Source organism: Paenibacillus sp. FJAT-26967 (assembly GCF_001541095.1).
Classification (GTDB): domain Bacteria; phylum Bacillota; class Bacilli; order Paenibacillales; family NBRC-103111; genus Paenibacillus_F.
Genome location: NZ_LMXH01000003.1, coordinates 377,276 through 395,585, shown reverse-complemented (window position 1 = coordinate 395,585; position 18,310 = coordinate 377,276). Strand labels below are relative to the sequence as shown.

The 18,310-nt window shown below is 53.5% G+C and carries 15 protein-coding genes; 2 read left to right on the top strand and 13 right to left on the bottom strand.

Annotated features, from left to right (window positions below; genetic code table 11):
* Nucleotides 1–5 precede the first annotated feature (5 nt).
* The 9 genes from AR333_RS16325 to AR333_RS16290 form a co-directional block, all read right to left on the bottom strand.
* On the bottom strand, nt 6–497 hold the full coding sequence (locus tag AR333_RS16325; protein WP_068776423.1) for an Lrp/AsnC family transcriptional regulator: 492 nt from the start codon (nt 495–497) through the stop codon (nt 6–8).
* A 213-nt stretch (nt 498–710) separates the two neighbouring features.
* Complete coding sequence (locus tag AR333_RS16320; RefSeq protein ID WP_068776422.1) at nt 711–1,007, bottom strand: GNAT family N-acetyltransferase; 297 nt, start codon at nt 1,005–1,007, stop codon at nt 711–713.
* A gap of 268 nt (nt 1,008–1,275) precedes the next feature.
* Complete coding sequence (gene cysK / locus AR333_RS16315) at nt 1,276–2,202, bottom strand: cysteine synthase A (RefSeq protein WP_068776421.1); 927 nt, start codon at nt 2,200–2,202, stop codon at nt 1,276–1,278.
* A gap of 110 nt (nt 2,203–2,312) precedes the next feature.
* Nucleotides 2,313–3,641 carry an MFS transporter gene (locus AR333_RS16310; protein ID WP_068776420.1) on the bottom strand — a complete coding sequence of 443 codons (1,329 nt, stop codon included), beginning with the start codon at nt 3,639–3,641 and terminating at the stop codon, nt 2,313–2,315.
* A 156-nt stretch (nt 3,642–3,797) separates the two neighbouring features.
* Complete coding sequence (locus AR333_RS16305; RefSeq protein ID WP_253735882.1) at nt 3,798–4,328, bottom strand: hypothetical protein; 531 nt, start codon at nt 4,326–4,328, stop codon at nt 3,798–3,800.
* Nucleotides 4,329–4,375: 47 nt separating this feature from the next.
* A complete protein-coding gene (locus tag AR333_RS25635; RefSeq protein ID WP_301336126.1) occupies nt 4,376–4,507 on the bottom strand; it encodes a hypothetical protein in 132 nt (43 codons plus the stop codon).
* A gap of 12 nt (nt 4,508–4,519) precedes the next feature.
* The gene (locus tag AR333_RS16300; RefSeq protein ID WP_068776419.1) at nt 4,520–4,939 is read right to left on the bottom strand and encodes a DUF350 domain-containing protein; all 420 of its coding nucleotides are present in this window, start codon (nt 4,937–4,939) and stop codon (nt 4,520–4,522) included.
* A gap of 96 nt (nt 4,940–5,035) precedes the next feature.
* On the bottom strand, nt 5,036–5,710 hold the full coding sequence (locus AR333_RS16295; protein WP_068776418.1) for a PspA/IM30 family protein: 675 nt from the start codon (nt 5,708–5,710) through the stop codon (nt 5,036–5,038).
* Between the two features lie 225 nt (nt 5,711–5,935).
* Entirely contained in the window at nt 5,936–8,302 is a 2,367-nt protein-coding gene (locus AR333_RS16290; protein ID WP_367584600.1) for an endonuclease MutS2, read from the bottom strand.
* 187 nt (nt 8,303–8,489) lie between these two features.
* On the opposite strand from AR333_RS16290, the gene AR333_RS16285 reads away from it, so the two are divergent.
* Together AR333_RS16285 and AR333_RS16280 are read left to right on the top strand one after the other, a co-directional pair.
* The gene (locus AR333_RS16285) at nt 8,490–8,855 is read left to right on the top strand and encodes a phage holin family protein (protein WP_068776417.1); all 366 of its coding nucleotides are present in this window, start codon (nt 8,490–8,492) and stop codon (nt 8,853–8,855) included.
* Nucleotides 8,856–9,081: 226 nt separating this feature from the next.
* Entirely contained in the window at nt 9,082–9,447 is a 366-nt protein-coding gene (locus AR333_RS16280) for a cupredoxin domain-containing protein (RefSeq protein ID WP_068776416.1), read from the top strand.
* A 103-nt stretch (nt 9,448–9,550) separates the two neighbouring features.
* Here AR333_RS16280 and AR333_RS16275 read toward each other — a convergent pair whose 3' ends face one another.
* The 4 genes from AR333_RS16275 to pheT form a co-directional block, all read right to left on the bottom strand.
* Nucleotides 9,551–10,123, bottom strand: a complete 573-nt coding sequence (locus tag AR333_RS16275) for a hypothetical protein (protein WP_068776415.1) — start codon at nt 10,121–10,123, stop codon at nt 9,551–9,553.
* Between the two features lie 224 nt (nt 10,124–10,347).
* On the bottom strand, nt 10,348–10,896 hold the full coding sequence (locus AR333_RS16270) for a CvpA family protein (RefSeq protein ID WP_084783737.1): 549 nt from the start codon (nt 10,894–10,896) through the stop codon (nt 10,348–10,350).
* Complete coding sequence (locus tag AR333_RS16265; RefSeq protein WP_068776413.1) at nt 10,896–15,665, bottom strand: hypothetical protein; 4,770 nt, start codon at nt 15,663–15,665, stop codon at nt 10,896–10,898. Before AR333_RS16265 ends, AR333_RS16270 begins: the two co-directional genes overlap by 1 nt.
* A 181-nt stretch (nt 15,666–15,846) precedes the next feature.
* Nucleotides 15,847–18,303 carry a phenylalanine--tRNA ligase subunit beta gene (gene pheT, locus AR333_RS16260; protein ID WP_068776412.1) on the bottom strand — a complete coding sequence of 819 codons (2,457 nt, stop codon included), beginning with the start codon at nt 18,301–18,303 and terminating at the stop codon, nt 15,847–15,849.
* Nucleotides 18,304–18,310: the final 7 nt, after the last annotated feature.

Sequence of the window (18,310 nt, the reverse complement as noted above, 5' to 3'; positions counted from 1 at the left end):
GTCCTTTATGGCGAGACCAGCATCCGATGATCATCCTCATGGTCATCAAAAATGATCCCGTCCTGTTTGTATTTTTTTAGAATAAAATGAGTCTTGGTCGAAAGTACCCGGTCCAGCGTGGAGAGCTTATTGGAAACGAACGAAGATACTTCTCTAAGTGTCCGGCCTTCGATTTCGACAAGCAGATCATACGCGCCCGACATCAGATAAACGGACTTCACTTCCGGATATAAATAGATACGTTCCGCAATGGCGTCAAAACCCGTTCCGCGTTCAGGAGTAATCTGCACTTCGATAAGCGCGTTTACTTTCTCGCTGTCTACCTTGCTCCAGTTCAAAACAGTCGCATATTTAACAATAATGTGATCTTCTTCCATCTGACGTATCGCAGATGCCGCCTCTTCCTCTGTAATTCCGAGCATAGTAGCCACAAGGGCCGGATTACGGCGGGAATCTTCTTTGAGGATTTCAAGAATTTGGTGATTAAGATCGTTCATCTTCGAACCTCCTGCTTGGATCATGATCACTTACGCATCCAGCTTAATGGTCGTGCACAACTTGTTTAAGCATAAAATCTTTATTTATCATATTACACCCAGCCCGGTATGAATTCAATAAAAAGCACAATCACAAAAAGGCCGGGAGCTCATCCGCTCTGCAGCCTTAACATCTTATGCATTTTTCACCTCAGCCGGGCACCCCGCTTGCCTTCAAGCTCCCCGGCTCTGCTTGCCCTTCAAAAGGCGCAGCATGGAGCTTTCAATTCCCCGCTTGTGATACGAAGGCAGAATCATTACCGACAAGGAGGACTCCGTCTCGGCCTGGCCGTTCGCTGCCACGAAAGCGATACCTACCAGCTCCTGATCCTCATAAGCGGAAATAAATTGACTGGCGGGGATTTCTTTCAAATGTCTGTAGTCCACACTGAGCTGAGTCAGTTCCGTATACGATTGTATGAAGGGATTTAGAATCCATGGTTTTGGAATTTCACACGTCAAGGAAATCATCTTTGCAGTCCACCTTTCTTCGCACAATACCTCTTCGATAATTATACATCATAATGTATTTTTATTCAATGATACGAATAACTATTCCGCTTAAACCCCGCTATTTATCTTCTTGCTATACAAAAAGCCCCCCGGACGCCACGCCCAATATGCCGATAATCAGCATGATGGGCGTGACGAACCGTAAGGCTGTCTTGTGTCTTGATCTAAGTTAAAGTCTTGATTCCTCGCAAGTTTTATCAGGAACGGCGCCGGATGTGCTGCCGATCTACTCCCCGAATACCCCGGAGCTCAAATACCGCTCCCCAGTGTCCGGCGCTATGCACAGCACCCTCTTGCCCGGACCGAGCCGGCGGGCAATCTGAATGGCCGTCCAAACCGTCGCGCCCGCGGAAGGCCCGACCAAGATGCCTTCTTGGGCGGCCAGCTCGCGCGTCGTGCGCACCGCATCCTCATCCGATACTTGTACGATTTCATCGTACACGTCCGTGTTGAGGATGGCCGGCACAAAGCCCGGGCTCGTCCCGACAAGCTTGTGCGGTCCGGGCTCTCCGCCCGAAAGCACAGGCGAGCCTGCCGGCTCGACCACGTAGATCTTGATGCCGGGAATGCGCTCCCGGAGCACTTCGCCTGTCCCGGTAATCGTGCCGCCCGTTCCGGAGGAAGCGACGAACGCGTCCAGACGTCCTTCCGTCTGCTCGATGATCTCAAGCGCCGTCGTCACCCGGTGGATATCGGGGTTAGCCTTGTTCTCGAACTGCTGCGGAATGTAGCTGCCGGGAATTTCCTTCTGCAGCTCCAGCGCCTTTGCAATCGCACCCGGCATCCGCTGCGCGGCCGGAGTCAACACAACGTCGGCTCCATAGGCCTTGAGCAGATTAATCCGCTCCTTGGTCATATTGTCCGGCATGACCAGGATAGCCTTATAGCCCCTGGCGGCTGCGTTCATCGCCAGCCCGATACCCGTGTTGCCGCTCGTCGGCTCTATGATCGTAGCCCCGGGCTGCAAGAGGCCGTCTTTCTCCGCCTGCGCGATTAAATTATAAGCCGCGCGGTCTTTTACACTGCCGCTCGGATTGAAATATTCAAGCTTCACATAGACTTCCGCATCATCATCCCCTGTCAGACGGTTCAGCCTGACAGCTGGTGTATCCCCGATTAACTCCGCAATACTGTTCACTAATTTTTTTCCCATGGTCGTTTCCTCCCTGATGCATACTGCCGTTCCATTCTAAACCGACCTGAAAGGCTTACTGCCGGGCCCGGTTCCTATACCTACTATTTTTATAGGAATTTAAGGCCTTGTCAAGAGTTTTTGAGCCGGAGCACTTTTCTCATGAAAAACCAAGAGATCAAGGGAGTGCTGCCCAGCAGGAGGAGCAGCGTATTGATCACGACAGGGGCTGTGCTGCGGGAAATCACGATAATAAACAGCAGCGTACCGAGCATTCTCCCCGTATTAATGGAAATCTCGCGCAGCACCACGAATTCCTCCCGTCTGCTCACACTTTCCTCATTCATGCCGATCAGATCAAACACGGACGAAGTCATCGGGATCGTATAGAGCGGAAGAAACAAGGCCGTTCCTACGCCAAAAAGCAGAAGCGTCAAGTAGTTCACCTTCCAATAAAATGGAAGAATCACCACTATGACCATAACCACGCCTACCAGCATCCCCCTGCTCCGGAACTTCGGCTTTAGGAACCGACCAGCAAACCAGAAACTGACGAAAGATACCCCCGACGTAATGAGCGCAAAATTACCAAGCTTCTGTTCGCTGGTTGTCGCGATATAGACCATAAGGGCGATCAGGAAGCCGAATACCCCTTCCCGGAATCCTTGAGCGACGAGAGCCGCGCATACAGGCCGCCAGACATTCCGGGGGCTTCGCAAGCACCGCAGCCCATACGTCCAGTCATAGGTCCCTTCAATCTTGCGTTTTTTGAGAAAAAAACTAACGACAACTCCCAGCAGGAATATAGCCAGTGATATGGAGAAAATCACCTTGTAGCCGATATTCCCGGACATATGAACAATGATTAAGCCCGATGCCCATGGTGCCAGCATGCCGACTCCCGCGCCCATAAGCCCGGCCAGCCCATTGAACCTGTCTCTCGTTTCTCTGCTTGTGACTTCAAAATAGACGATGTTAAAGGCCAGCCAGAAGAAGCCCGCGGCTAGTCCCTGCACCATACCCAGCAGCATAATATAATCGACACTTTTGGGACCCAGCAGAAGAACGAGTATGTAAAAGAAAGCGGATAAAGCTACACCTGTCCGCAGACAGTTCATCTTGTTATGCTCTTTCACCCACTTGCCTGCCAGCCAGAAAGTCAGTGCCGTGCTGAGCTGATGAATAAGTGCAAACCAGCCGATCATCGCAAAATCATTCTTTGCCTTCCACAAGTAAATACTGACAAAAGTTCCGGAGAACGCATGGGCCGCCCCGTACAAGGTATTCTCAAACAGCAGCAGGATCGTTTGGCGATCCAGTCTCGATGCTGCAGCAGGCTCATCGGCCGGCTTGAGTGATTCGACGTACGCCGCAGGGCTTGCTGCGGTTGTCTGCCCGCTCCCCTGTCCGCTGAACCAGGCCATAAACCGGGAGCGGCGCCGGGTTTTGTTCTGCTGCACTTAGAAACCCCTTCCTTTCGGGCAACTTTTCTTCCTTATCGTTACCAAAAGGGGCACTCTTCAATGAAGCAAATTTCTTCCGCTTCCGCGCCTGACAAAAAACAAACCGCACCGTCCGTAATGGACGTGCGGTTTGTTGAACTTTCTTTGGGCAGCTCAGGTCTGCGGATCTTTTTCGACACCGAATGCTGCCAGCATACGCTCTCTTCCCGCTTCATCCAGGAACGTCTCCACTTTAAAGCAAGAAGGACAGACGTATACATTTAATTTATAACCGCCGTCCAGGAACGGTTTGCCTAATGCCGCCGGAACTGCGGCTTTATAATCTGCTCCGGACGACTGCGTACCGGCATGCAGCATCAGTTCACGGCAGGAGGAACACTCGGGCGCTTCTTCCTGCGTATCCAGACAGCTCAGTACCGCTTCGGCATACGCATCCGTATATTCGCTTTCCTCTTCCCAGAGCAAATCTTCCTCGGAATCGGCAGCCTGCGGTTTCTCGTCTTCGTCTTCGTCTTCCTCTTCTTCGTTCAATTCGGAGCCGAGGGTCAGACTGCGGTAATTGCCCAGTTCATTGTAGCAGTGAGGGCAAGATTCCTCAGGCCCGATCTCGGGGTCCCATACGATTTCCGTCTGACACCAGGGACACAACGTTTCTTTCTCTTCTTCTTTTCGCATTTCGGTCATACTTCATACCTCCTAGCTAACTTTCCTCATCCAAGATCTTCTCCTGCCTATTGCACCATCAAATAACGTACACCCAGCCCCATGAACAAGATGGCCAGCGCAAGCAGGATTCCCCATAAATATTTCATTTTCCCGTAACCCTCCCGGTACCGGAGCACAACGCCAGGCCCGCTCTTCAACGTCCCTGTATCTTAAGTAACGCAAGCTCCAATCACATAGGAAAGAGAGACAGAGATCATCATCGAGAGCAATCCGACCGCGCGGTTGTCCCTTTTTATTTCGTCGTCTATTTTAAAATAAGGAGTCAAAAACTCAAAGATAAAATAAGCGGCCATCAGCAGAATGAATCCGAATCCCGCCCACATCAAAGAACGGATCAGCGAATCGTTGTTGAGGATGGCAAAGCGGAATACGTTGCAAATTCCGAATATTTTACCTCCGGTGGCCATTGCCACAGATACATTCCCGCGTTTGATTTCTTCCCAGTCATTGTACTTCGTTACAATTTCAAATAGTGTCAGGAACACGACAACCGTAACAACCGCGACAGAAAAAAAAGCAAGCGCCCCCAAATAAGGATTGCTAAGCAATTGATTCACCTCTTCATGCAAGTGTATGCCCCCTCCGGTATTAAAGTAGTAAACAAGGGAAGAGACTGAGAATAAATCCCAGTCTCTGTGTTAAGGCATACCGCCATTATAGCACGGTTATTTATTTTTTTCAGCCAGCTTCGCTTTCATAGCCGCCAGTTCATCTGCGATTCCGTCAGTCGCGCCGAGCTTGTCAAGTTCGTCATCCAGGCTCTTGCTTTTGGAACGGAGCTCGTTGCTTGCCTGTGCCTCGGCTTCCATTTGGAGAACCTTCTCGGACATGCGGTCAAAGCCTTTGGCTGCGTTGTCCGAACCGAAGCCCGACAGCGCCTGGTTGATATGCTTCTGAGCTTTGGCAGCTTCAGCGCGCGCGATCAGCAGGTCTTTCTTGTTCTTCAGTTTCGTGAACTCATCTTTCATTTCAGACAACTGGCTGCGAAGTTGATCCGCATTGGTTTTGGCGACATCAAACTGGCGCTTCATCTCGTCAAACTTGATCTGATGCTCCTTTTTGTCTTCAAGGGCGCGGCGGGCGAGATCTTCATTGCCCTGCTCCAGAGCTTTCATAGCCTGCTCCGTACGCTTTTCTACCATTTCTTCCGCTTCTTCGTACTGCTGCTTGAATTTCTTCTCGATCGCGATCTGCTTGGCTACCGCAACTTCCGCTTCTTGAATGTCTTGCTCCATATCTCTAAGGAACTGGTTCAACATCTTGACCGGGTCCTCTGCTTTGTCAAGCAGGTCGTTCATTGAAGCCATCGTTAAGTCTCTCAGTCGTTTAAAAATCCCCATAATGGTATACCTCCCGCTTTCGCTTAAATGTCTTATTTTGTTTTTCCATACTTTTTCATACGCGGGACCCACAATTACGTTTCATTCATTCCTAAAATAATTTTTCAACCATCCGGAAGAAATCTTAGTATGGGGGCCAAATCGTTCAGCTGCAGGCCCCTCTGGCCGGCTCTGAGACCCACCTAGATAAGTGATCCTGAACGCAAGAACGCAATGAACAGAGATCTAGTTAAGCTCGACTACCGTAACCCCGTTGCCGCCTTCATTATATCCACCTATGCGGAAGCTTTTGACATGTTTGTGCCTGCGCAAGTAATCTTGAATCCCTGCCCGGAGTACCCCTGTGCCTTTACCGTGAATGACGAAGACCTGGCCGAAATTGTTCAGGAACGACTCATCCAGGAATTGGTCCAGGTCCAGAATTCCTTCCTCGACGTTAGCGCCCCGCAAATCCAGCTCCATCCGGATATTGTCGTCACGAGTACGTTTAACCGTAGCCGCGGCTTGTTGAACCGGTTTTTTCTGAGGAGCCGCTTTGATCACTTCAAGATCGGATTTTTTGACCTTCATCTTCATGATGCCGAGCTGGACGGTCACCTCTGCGGCGTTCACAATGTCAACGACATGGCCTTTCTGACCCAGGCTGATCACCCGGACCTCATCACCCGGCTCGGCATCGGCCTGCCTGGTGCGCTGCGGCTGTTTCGCTCCGGACTTGCGGAGCTTAGGCTCCGCTTCATCCAGGCGGCGGCGAGCATCAATGAGCTTATGCTCCTTGATGGCGCCGGCCTCTTCTTTCGCGAGCCTGCGCAGATCCGCGATGATCTCTTCCGCTTCGCGGCGGGCTTTGGCTACGGCGTCCTGCGCTTCCTGCTGCGCCTTGAGAAGCACCTTGTCGCGCTGCTCCTCGAGCCGCTCCCTCTCTTTGGTCAGAGACGCGCGAAGCTGCTCGGTCTCGCGGCGGATCTGCTCCGCGCTATTGCGCTCAGCCTCAGCCGTCAGACGGTTCTCCTCCAGCGAGGCGATCATAGTCTCGACGCGCTGGTCTTCGTCGCTGACCTGTACGCGGGCGCTGTCGATAATCGCGCGCGGGAGGCCCAGACGCTCCGCAATCGCGAATGCGTTGCTTCGGCCGGGAACCCCGACCAGCAGGCGGTATGTCGGACTCAGCGTCTGGACATCGAACTCCATGCTGGCGTTAATGACGCCGCGCCGTTCGTACGCATACGCTTTGAGCTCGCTGTAGTGAGTGGTCGCGATCATCCGGCAGCCCATCCTGTGGATGTTCTCCAGAAGGGAGATGGCGAGCGCCGAACCTTCTGCAGGGTCTGTACCGGCTCCAAGCTCATCCAGGAGCACCAGGCTTTTGGGCGTCATGTCCTTCAGAATTCCGATGATGTTGGTCATATGACTGGAAAACGTACTAAGGCTCTGTTCGATGCTCTGCTCGTCGCCTATATCGGCATAAATGCCGTCGAACACACAAAGCTCGCTTTCTTCTTCAGCCGGGATAAATAATCCCGACATGGCCATCAGGCTGAGGAGTCCGACTGTCTTCAACGAAACCGTCTTCCCTCCGGTGTTCGGGCCCGTCACGATAATAGTCGTGAAGCTTGCGCCCAGCTCCAGATCGATCGGGACGACCTTGTCCATCGGAATCAGCGGATGGCGTGCGCGCTTAAGCTTCAGGAATCCCCGGTCATTCAGCCGCGGGAGGGTCGCCTTCAGTTCGCGGGCAAGGCCAGCCTTGGCAAACGTAAAGTCCAGCTGGGCAAGCAGCTCGACATCGGCGAGCAGTTCCTCCGATATCTCCGCCACCTGAGCCGTCAGCATGCGCAGAATCTTCTCAACCTCCGCCTCTTCCTTGAGCTTCAGCTCACGAATGCGGTTGTTGAGCGTCACGACAGCTTCCGGCTCGATGAATAAAGTAGCGCCCGAAGCGGACTGGTCGTGGATCATCCCGCCGAACGAAGAGCGATATTCCTGCTTGACCGGAATCACATACCGGTCTCCACGCATCGTTACGAGCGCATCCTGGAGCATTTTCTGGACGGACGTGCTGCGGATCATCTGCTCCAGCTTCTCACGCACACGCGCCTCACCGCTTCTTAACTCGCTGCGGATACGCGCCAGATCGCTGCTCGCGCTGTCCATCACCGATGCGTTATCGTCGATACAGCTTTTGATCCGATCTTCCATCTCTTTGTTATCGCTCAACAGCTCGGCCCAACCCGTAAGCATCGGAATGGGATGCTGCTCGTTCATCGTCTCGAGGAACTTGCGCAGACGCCTTCCTCCGTAAATGGTCGTCGAAATATCAAGAAGCTCGCTCGGGTTCAGCATACCGCCAACCCTCGCGCGGTGTATCGCTGCACGAATATCGCGGATGCCTCCGAACGGAGCTCCACCCTTAAGGCGGTCGACTGCAAAGGCTTCATCCGTCGCCTGAAGGCGGAGTTTTACTTCTGTAAAATCGCCTGAAGGACGCACCTCTTCTGCTTTCGCGATTCCTAACGAGGTTGCCGCATGAGTCCCTAATTTATGTGTGATTTTATGAAATTCCATCGTTTGCAAAATTTTCGAGTTCTTCAATGCATTCTCCCTCACATTTGAATGATCCCTTTATTATATCCAATCCTCCCGGCCGAAGCTATGGAGAGTTCTTTTAAAATGCAAAGTTGCAAAACAGGGTATGCTATATCAGGCATCTTGCAAATGAAAGTCCGCAGGTAACGGCGATTCCCATATTCAGCCAACAAATCAAGGAGGTACCAAAGCGATGCGGTTTCTTGGACATGTGGTCAGGTTTATCGTTTCTGCGCTGGTTTTGATGGTGGTCGGTTGGCTTGTTCCGGGCTTTACGGTCGGGGGATTCTTCAGTGCCCTGCTGCTCGCCCTTGTTATTGCTGTAATCGCCTGGATTATCGAGAGCGTATTCGGCAGGAGAATAACACCGTTCGGACGTGGAATCGTCGGTTTTCTGACAAGTGCGCTCGTTATCTGGCTTTCTCAATTCCTGGTCTCCGGGGTATCCGTCTCGATTATAGGCGCCATTCTTGCAGCGCTTGTCATCGGCATTATCGATTTGTTTATCCCCATCTCCAGTCCGTTTGACAAATCGGATCAATCGCATGGTGCGCGCTGACCTGCTTTTCCCTGCATGATGCTGAAAAAACCGGCCGTCAGCTCGACTTAGCTGAGGCCGGTCTTTCCATTTATATAGTTAAAAATGGAATACAAAGGGAAATTGTCATAAAGGGTTCACCAATTTGCCACTGACTTCCTCTCCCGGCAGGTGTATGATTAATTCGTACATGGTATGTGTGTTGCACTGCCTTGTGCGAATATGGTTACACGGAGGGGACAAATCTATGAAAAAATCAGCCTTATTGCTGATGATGTCTGTCGTATTGATTCTGGCATTGGCCGCATGCGGTAAAACCGAAGAAAAGGCAGGCGAAACCACAGTTACGCCTACCCAGGAGATTTCCGTAGAAGCTTCCAACTGGAAATTCGATAAAGACGTATATACGGTCAAAAAAGGCGAGCCGCTCAAAATCAGCCTTAACAATAAAGAGGGCATGCACGCGCTTCAAATTCCGGATTTAAAAGTAAGTGTAGACGGCGGTAAAAGCAAAGTTATCACGCCCGATAAAGCCGGCACTTATAACATCCAGTGCAGTATTCCTTGCGGCTCCGGACACTCCACTATGACAGCAAAGCTGGTAGTTGAGTAATCTCCGCCTGCTAATACCATCTGCAGATTTAAAAAGCTTGCGTCATTCGTATCCGCTGATACGTAGACGCAAGCTTTTTTGTGTGTTCAGAGGCGGATCTTTCCTACTGGTCGGATTTCTGCCGTTTACGGCGGAGTAAGGCAAAGATCCCGAAAGCGGCCAGCGGAGGAAGCACCGCTATATAAAACAGTCCCTGTTCATTCAGCTCTACGGATGTCAGGTTCCATGACCTTGCCGCTGAGTATCCGATCGCGAACGTCAACATCGTCAGGCTGAGCTGAAGCGGAAGGAGCGGCATCCCCAGTTTGCTGCGGAGGCGTTTGAGCGGTTGGAGTGCTCCCAGGCGCAGCAGCAGCCGGACCGGGAAGCTGAGCACCACCTGCCCGAATACCATCAACAAGGCCAGGCTGAGCAAATCCTCGGATCTTTCATACCAGATACTATCCGTAAGGATGGTTCCTGCACTGAGCAGCGCGGCGTACATGCACACGAACATAATCAGAAGCGGAAGGAGGAAAAAGAACGTAACCGCTATCGCGGTAATGATCGACTGGACTTTTGCCGCTCCCTCTGCTTTCTGCTTTTTACGAATCCATACATAGAACCACCCGAGACAAGCTGAGATCATAATAAAAGCGGCGATAACGACGTTCCCTGCGGCTAACGTTTGTTCCATTGTCTGGTTCTCCTCCTCTCGCTCCACAGTCGCATACCGATTTATCCGGCTGGAACGAAAGCAGGTGTTATGGCTGTAACCGCCTGGCATCTGCGCACGCTTGCCTGGTACGTATGTACGGGTGCATATCTTTTTCGCTTGTCTAAAAATGATCAGATTTTGTATACGAATTTCTTCCTATCTGGTAAAAAAACCTCCCTTGCGGGAGGAGAAGTTTCACTCAATTACGTATACCGCTCCCAAATGCCGCGTGCCCATTCGAGCACATCATCAAGCAGATAGGGAGCTATACGTGAGCTGCCAAGCATGTCCTGGACATAATCGGAGGGCAGAATAACCATCATATGAACGGCAATGACGAGAAGGACAAACGCCTCTATTCCTCCGAGAGCAACGCCCGTTATTCGATTTATTAAATTCAAACCAGGCAGGCGGGCGATGAGGTTGAGCATTCTTCCCGCAATGCCCAGCAGCAGCTTGACCAGAATAAACAGAAAGGCAAATGCCAGTGCACCTGCGATATAAATCTCCAAATTCAGGCCTTTTACCAAAAACTCATATTTATCATAACCGGAAAAAGAAGAAAGGGAAAGCCATTCCAGTAAATATTCGGCAACAGCGCGGTGATAACGGGCCGCCACGAATAACGCGATCAATAACCCGGCCATCGAAACCAGCCCGCTGATCAATCCCCTTGCATATCCCAGGAAGAGTCCTCCCGCCAGAATGACCAGGATGGACCAGTCAAGCACATTCCATGGAGGCAGAACCATTACTCTTTCGGCTCTTCCATGACGAGCTGAACCCATTCGTTATACTCGCTCTGAAGCTTGGAATACTCATCGAGCAGCTTGCTGTGTTCCTCCTGAAGAGCTTCCCAGCGTCCGCTTGTCTGCTCATCACGCCGGCGGAGCTCCGTCAGGCTTTGCTGGGACTGAAGATGGATGCGTTCCAGCTCTTCCAGCTGATGCTGCAGCAAGCCGCTCCGTTTGCTTTCGGCTTCCAGCGCTTCCTGCAGCTTCGCCAGCTCCTGGCTGAGCTTGCCGGTCTCGCTGCGCAGCGTACCCATTTCGCCCAGGCTCGCCCGTTCCTGATCCGCCTGCTCATCCATCAGCTGACGATAAGCGTCCAGTTCTTCCTGTAAAGAGCGTCTCTCCGTGAGCGCCTTCTCCAGCTCTCTCCGGATATTCTGCTCCTGAAGTACCTGCTCATGAGCCATTTGCTGGGTAGCGGCTACTTCGCGCAGCGCAGAGGTCAGTTCGGCATTGCTTGCTTCACCCGCCGCTTTGACCCGGTCCAGCTCCTCACGAAGCTGCGCTTCGCGCTTCATGGCTTCCACGCGGGCTGCTTCCGCTTCTTCGAGCTTGGCAACCAGACCTTCCATGGAGCGGATCTCCTGCGCTGCCCGCTGGCGTTCGGCAGCCAGCTCAAGCTTCGCCGCTTCACGCGCTTCTTCAAGGGCAGCCGTTGATTCGTTCAATTTGCTTTGAGCTTCCCGTTGTCCGTGCTCCAGTTGTTCGAATAAGGCTTCGGCATTCAGAAGTGCCTCGGTCAACTCCCTGGCAAGCGTTTCTTCACGTTCTGTTGCCATTTTCAGCGCTTCCGCCAGCTCTGTGGCCGCAAGCTGCTCTTGAGCGAATCTTCCCTTCTCCGCAGCCAGTTCACGCTCCGCCTTCTCTCTTGCAGCCGCCACTTCCGTGAACATTTTCTCACTCTGAATTAACGCCTCAGCGAGCTGGGTATGGAAAGACGACTCCAGCTCCGCTCTTCTCTGATGGGCGGCAACCGTTTCCTTGTGCGCTTCCTCCAGCGATATCGTAATCTCACGCAGTCTGCTCTCCGCATCAGATTGATGGCGCTCCAGATCCTCCAGCAGCGCTTCAGCGTCCTGCTTCGCTTGCGCCAATTCTCCACGAAGTGCTTCTTCGCGCGCTTCGGCGGATTTAAGCTTCGCCGACAAATCCGAGGAAACGGCATTTTCCTGCACAACGCGTTCCCGCTCTGCGGACAAGTCGCTTTCGGCCGCTTCCAGCGCAGTTTTCAGCCTGCTGACGGTCTGAGCCATCTCATTCCGGCCCGTTTCATGTTCTTTGTGCGCCTCAGAGAGATCTATACGCAGCCCGGCAATTAGAACTTTGGCTTGTTCAGCTGCCTCTGCAGCCGCACTCTCCGCCTCAGCTGCTTCCTGAAGCGCGATTTCCAGCAATTTTTTAGAGTCGTGAAGTTCCGCCTGTAAATTCGACTTCTCCAACTCAAGTGTTCGAGCCCAATCTTCCGTTCTCTGTACGGCTTCTTTAGCTTCAGTCAATTCACTTTGAGCAGACTGCAGGGCATCCGCCTCCTGCTGAAGCGCCCTCTCAAGCGCCTGAGCGGATTCAGCCAGCTTGGTTTTAGCCGCTTCTTGCTGCTCGATATCTTCCAGCATAGCATCTGCGTCTTGCCGGGACTGGGCCAAATCTGCGCGAAGCGCCTCTTCACGCGCTGCAGCGGCCTGAAGCTCGCCGGCAAGTCCGGCTGCTGCCGCTCTCTCCTGCGCCACTCGTTCACGCTCAACTGCCAGTTCGGCTTGCAGCGCAGCAATCTGCTGCTGCGCTTCCTGATTTGTTTGCTCCAATACTGCATACGTTTCACTCAGCTTCGTTTCGGACCCTACCCGGCGCTGCTCAGAAGTTTCTAACGCTGCGGATGCTTCGGTCAGCTTCGACTCAGCCGAAGCATAACGCCGCTCAGCCGCTTCCAGCGCCGCTGCTGTTTCTTCCAGCTTCGCTTCCACCGATGCCCGCTTCTGCTGCTCAGCTTCACGCGCTGCCTTCTCACTCTCTGCTGCCTCCAGCGCTTCCAGAAGCTCGGTCTCCGCGGATTCCCGCGCTGCCGCCGCTTCCTGCTTCGCTTGCTCCAACGCTGCGCTTGTCTCGCCCAGCTTCGACTCAGCCGAAGCATGACGCCGCTCGGCCGCTTCCAGCGCCGCTGCGGTTTCTTCCAGCTTCGCTTCAACCGAAGCCCGCTGCTGCTGCTCAGCTTCACGCGCTGCCTTCTCGCTCTCTGCTGCCTCCAGCGCTTCCAGAAGCTCGGTCTCCGCGGATTCTCGCGCTGCCGCCGCTTCCTGCTTCGCTTGCTCCAGCGCTGCGCTTGTCTCGCCCAGCTTCGACTCAGCTGAAGCATGACGCCGCTCAGCCGCTTCCAGTGCCGCTGCGGTTTCTTCCAGCTTCGCTTCAACCGAAGCCTTCTCCTGCTGCACCGCTTCACGCGCTGCCTTCTCGCTCTCTGCTGCCTCCAGCGCTTCCAGAAGCTCGGTCTCCGCGGATTCTCGCGCTGCCGCCGCTTCCTGCTTCGCTTGCTCCAGCGCTGCGCTTGTCTCGCTCAGCTTCGACTCAGCCGAAGTATGACGCCGCTCGGCCGCTTCCAGCGCCGCTGCGGTTTCTTCCAGCTTCGCTTCAACCGAAGCCCGCTGCTGCTGCTCAGCTTCACGCGCTGCCTTCTCGCTCTCTGCTGCCTCCAGCGCTTCCAGAAGTTCGGTCTCGGCGGATTCTCGCGCTGCCGCCGCTTCCTGCTTCGCTTGCTCCAGCGCTGCGCTTGTCTCGCTCAGCTTCGACTCAGCCGAAGCATGACGCTGCTCGGCCGCTTCCAGTGCCGCTGCGGTCTCTTCCAGCTTCGCTTCAACCGAAGCCCGCTGCTGCTGCTCAGCTTCACGCGCTGCCTTCTCGCTCTCTGCTGCCTCCAGCGCTTCCAGAAGTTCGGTCTCGGCGGATTCTCGCGCTGCCGCCGCTTCCTGCTTCGCTTGCTCCAGCGCTGCGCTTGTCTCGCCCAGCTTCGACTCAGCCGAAGCATGACGCTGCTCGGCCGCTTCCAGCGCTCTCGCAGTTTCTTCCAGTTTCGCTTCCACCGAAGCCTTCTCCTGCTGCACCGCTTCACGCGTGGATTTCTCGGCCTCAGCCGACTCCTTAGCAGCTTTGGCTTCCAAACGGGCCGATTTCAAAGCCTCGGTTGATTCACGCAGCTCTTCATCGGCTGCCGCTTTACCCTGTTCCAGGTCTTCCAGCAACGCTTCCGCATCGCTTCGGGCCTGCGCCAATTCCCGGCGCACTTCTTCCACCCGCTCAGCGGTATCAAGCAGCTGCTGTTCCTGCTGTTGCACTTGTTCCCGGCTCTCAGCAAGCTCACGCTGGGTCTCTTCGGAACGCTGCTTAATTAGGGCAAGCTCAGCGCGCTGGGTCTGCTCCCGTTCAGCTGCTTCACGCAGCTCCTCGCGTACAGCCTCTGCCTCGGCTTTCTCACGCTCTACTTCTTCCAGCAGTGCTTCGGCATCGCGCTGAGCCTGCTGAAGCTCACTGCGAAGCATCTCTTCACGCTCGGCAGCAAGCTGGGCCGCCTCATTTAATTGTTCTTCCAGCTCTTTGCTTTCCTGTACGCTAACATGCGCCAGCTCCAGCTCCGACTTAATCGCAGCGAGCTGTGCATCTGCAGATTTCTTCTCTTCTTGCAGCCTTGCAAACTCTGCATCCGATTGTTGCTGTCTGGCTGCTGCAGCCGCCTTCTCATGCTCCAGATCTTCCAGCAGCGCTTCCGCATCCTGCCGGGCTTGTTCCGCTTCCTTGCGTACGCTGTTTTCCCGCTCCGTAAGCTGCTCAAGCTCAGACTTCAGATCTTGCAGCTGCTGCTCCTGCTGCTTGGCCCGCTCCTTGAATCCGCTCAGCTCACGCTGGACTTGTTCACTGCGCTGCTTAAGCAGAGCGAGCTCCGCCCTTAAAGTCTGCTCCTTCTCGGCCGCTTCCTGGATCTGAACCAGAGATGCTTTAGCGTCACTTCGAAGCTGCTGAGCGGCTTGCTTTTCTTTCTCAAGCTCTTTACGCAGAGATTCAACATTTTGTTTAGTCCGGTCTGCTTCAGCCTGAAGTTTCTTCTCACGCTCAACAGTCTCATCTAATTTTTGCTTCAACTGCTGGGCTTGTGCCGCATCTTTCTCCATTTGCTGCTTTAACGTATTCTGCACGTTCTGGAGTTTCTCCCCATGCTGCTTAGCCTGCTGGAGCTCACTTCGCAGCTGCTCTTCCCGCTTAGCGCCTTGCTGTGACTTGTCGCGAGCTGTGCTGAGCTCACGCTGAATTTGCTCACTTCTCTGTTTGGCCTGCTGGAGCTCGGCTTTCATTTCCTGCTCACGCTTAGCAGACAGCTCTCCCTGTTCACGGGCTTGCGTCAGTTCCTGACTGCGCTGCTGCTCTTCCTGCTTCGCTTTTTCCAGCTCCTGCCTGGCCTTCTCGACGGCAGATTCAGCTTGAGCAACGGCTTTATTCAAATCGCCGAGCTTGTTTTCGGACTGATCGAACCGCTGAGCCAGCTGGGCTTTCTCGTCCGTCAGATTAACGGCAGCGAGCACTGCTATTTTATATGTATCCAGACGCGGGTAACTGGAGGCGATCTGAACCATTTGTTCATTGACCTCAGCTGCCACTTTTCTTACATAAGACGGGTTGGAATTCCCTCTTAATTTGTATTCGTTTCCATATATGTCAACGGTAATATTCGCTCTTTCTTCCGAATTCACGATAAATCCTCCTTCGGTTGTGCAGCATTCGAATCGGCCGCATGTAACGCCAGCAGCGGTTCAGACAAATTTAACCCTGCCTATACACGTTAACATAAAAATGAAGGGCCGGTCCATCGAGTAAGAATTCGATGTGACCCGCCCTATTTCCTTCTGCATGCCCTGATTTTTCAGCGAAAGATCACTTGCGCAGTTCCGCTCCGAAAGCGGTCTCCAGTGCTTTTACAACGCCCTCGTGCAGTTGAGCGACTTCTTCATCCTGCAAAGTGCGATCCGGATGCCGGTATACAAGTGCAAACGCGATACTTTTCTTCCCTTCGCCCAGACGTTCTCCTGTGTATACATCGAACACACGGATAGACTCCAGAAGCTCTCCTGCGGTGTCTGCGGCCAGTTTCTCCAATTCACCGACCGGCACCGCAGCGTCTACAACCAGCGCCATATCCCGGCTTGCAGACGGGTAACGAGGCAGCAGTTTGTAGTCCGCTTCATAATCCGCATGTTGAAGAATCGGACCCAGCTCTGCTTCCAGTACATACGTGTCTTCCAGATCGCGCTTTTTCTGCAGAGCAGGGTGAAGCTGTCCCATATATCCGATCGGCTGACGCTCTCCGGAAGAAGTTACCAGAATCAGCTCGGCGGTCCGGCCAGGGTGATAGCCTTCTTTTTGGGCCGAGCGATATTCCACATGAAGCCCCAGATAAGAAGTTATCCGTTCAAAAACTCCTTTGATATCATAAAAATCAACTTTTTTCTGCTTTTGCTGCCAGTGACTGCCTGTACGGCTGCCAGTCATCGCGATCCCCAGAACGCGTTTCTCCTGCGGCTGTTTAGTTAACCCGGCTTCGGCTTCTTCCGACAGGAAGACTGTGCCGGTTTCAAAAATAGCCACATCGTCATTCTTGCGGTTGCGGTTGTAAGTAACCGTCTCAAGCAGCTGCGGTACAATCGTGGTACGCAGCACACTACGGTCTTCACTCATTGGCATAGCCAGCGGGATCGGCGTGTATTCCGGATACAATCCCGGATAATCTGCCGTACTTTCGCGATGCGATAAAGTATAGGTGATCACCTCATGAAGTCCGCTGCCGGTTAGAAGACGTGTGATCGTACGGCGAAGCGCCTGTTCGCGTGTCAGGGAGCCCGGAGTCGTTACTCCTGTCATCAGGGTGGTCGGGATATTATCATAACCGTAAAGACGGGCGATTTCTTCAATAAGATCCACATCCCGGGTAATATCCCCGCGGCGACCCGGAATTTGAACAATCAGGGAACCGCCGTCAAGCAGACCATATTCCAGTCCCAGACGGTCCAGAATTTCTTTGACCTGCTGGATGGAGAGATCAGTGCCGAGGTAATGATTAACCCGGTCCAGCTTAAGGGCGATCTTAGCATGCGTATAAGCAGCACCGATCTCCTGGACAATTCCTTGTGCTACTTTTCCGCCGCAGCACAGGATGAGAAGCGCGGCTGCGCGGTCCAGAGCCGAGATGACGGCTTCCGGATTCACTTCTTTCTCGAAACGAAGACTCGCTTCGGAACGAAGTCCAAGCTGACGGGATGTTTTACGGACAGAAGGACCTGCAAAACGTGCCGATTCAAGCAAAATATTCGTCGTGCCTTCGGTAACCTCCGAGTTGGCTCCGCCCATAACGCCTGCAATCGCAATCGGCTTGATACCGTCCGTTACAAGCAGCATGTGCGGCTCCAGCGTACGCTCTACGTCATCAAGGGTGACCATCTTCTCCCCTTCATGAGCGAGCCTTACAACGATACGGCCGGAATCGACCTGATCGGCATCGAACGCATGCAGCGGCTGTCCGTATTCAAGCATGACATAGTTGGTCACGTCGACGATATTATTGATCGGACGCACACCGGCTGCCATCAGGCGGCTCTGCATCCACAGCGGTGAAGTGCCTACGGTTACACCTTCAATGAGACGAGCGGCATACTGCGTGCACTCTTCCCGGGCATCAATCTTGACGCTGATGCGGTCTTCCGCTTTGGTTGTGCTCATCTCAACATTCGGATGCCGCTTATCTTCCGGCAATTGGACAGGACGGCCCAGAATTGCACCGATTTCATAGGCGGTTCCGATCATGCTCAGACAGTCCGAACGGTTCGGAGTCAATTCCATTTCTAGCACTTGGTCATCGAGCGTCAGCACATCCAGAATGGATAGACCGACTTCGGTGGATGCCGGCAGAACCAGAATCCCCTCCTGGATTTCTTTGGGCAGCAGCTTATCGTTCATGCCGAGTTCCTTGGCCGAACAGATCATCCCCTGGGACTCCACACCGCGCAGCTTGGCGCGTTTGATTTTGAAATCTCCCGGAAGGACCGCGCCGATTACGGCAACCGGCACTTTTTGACCGGCATCCACATTCTTCGCTCCGCAGACGATCTGCAGGTCTTCCCCGCTTCCGACATCTACGGTACATACATTCAGCTTATCCGCATCGGGATGCTTCGTCTTTGCTTTGACATAACCGACAACAACACCCGACACACCTTTATTGAGCGCTTCGACAATATCGACCTCAATGCCGCTTCTCGTCAATTTTTCAGCAAGCTCTTCCGCTGTGAATCCTTGCAGATCCACGTATTCCGACAGCCATTTATAAGAAACTTTCATCGTCTTA

What these genes read in the sequence shown, in the direction of transcription:
- AR333_RS16295 (WP_068776418.1), bottom strand. Translation starts at nt 5,710, where the DNA reads ATGGGGATTTTTAAACGACTGAGAGACTTAACGATGGCTTCAATGAAC.
- cysK (WP_068776421.1), bottom strand. Translation starts at nt 2,202, where the DNA reads ATGGGAAAAAAATTAGTGAACAGTATTGCGGAGTTAATCGGGGATACA.
- AR333_RS16280 (WP_068776416.1), top strand. Translation starts at nt 9,082, where the DNA reads ATGAAAAAATCAGCCTTATTGCTGATGATGTCTGTCGTATTGATTCTG.
- AR333_RS16275 (WP_068776415.1), bottom strand. Translation starts at nt 10,123, where the DNA reads ATGGAACAAACGTTAGCCGCAGGGAACGTCGTTATCGCCGCTTTTATT.
- AR333_RS16320 (WP_068776422.1), bottom strand. Translation starts at nt 1,007, where the DNA reads ATGATTTCCTTGACGTGTGAAATTCCAAAACCATGGATTCTAAATCCC.
- pheT (WP_068776412.1), bottom strand. Translation starts at nt 18,303, where the DNA reads ATGAAAGTTTCTTATAAATGGCTGTCGGAATACGTGGATCTGCAAGGA.
- AR333_RS16270 (WP_084783737.1), bottom strand. Translation starts at nt 10,896, where the DNA reads ATGGTTCTGCCTCCATGGAATGTGCTTGACTGGTCCATCCTGGTCATT.
- AR333_RS16285 (WP_068776417.1), top strand. Translation starts at nt 8,490, where the DNA reads ATGCGGTTTCTTGGACATGTGGTCAGGTTTATCGTTTCTGCGCTGGTT.
- AR333_RS16325 (WP_068776423.1), bottom strand. Translation starts at nt 497, where the DNA reads ATGAACGATCTTAATCACCAAATTCTTGAAATCCTCAAAGAAGATTCC.
- AR333_RS16305 (WP_253735882.1), bottom strand. Translation starts at nt 4,328, where the DNA reads ATGACCGAAATGCGAAAAGAAGAAGAGAAAGAAACGTTGTGTCCCTGG.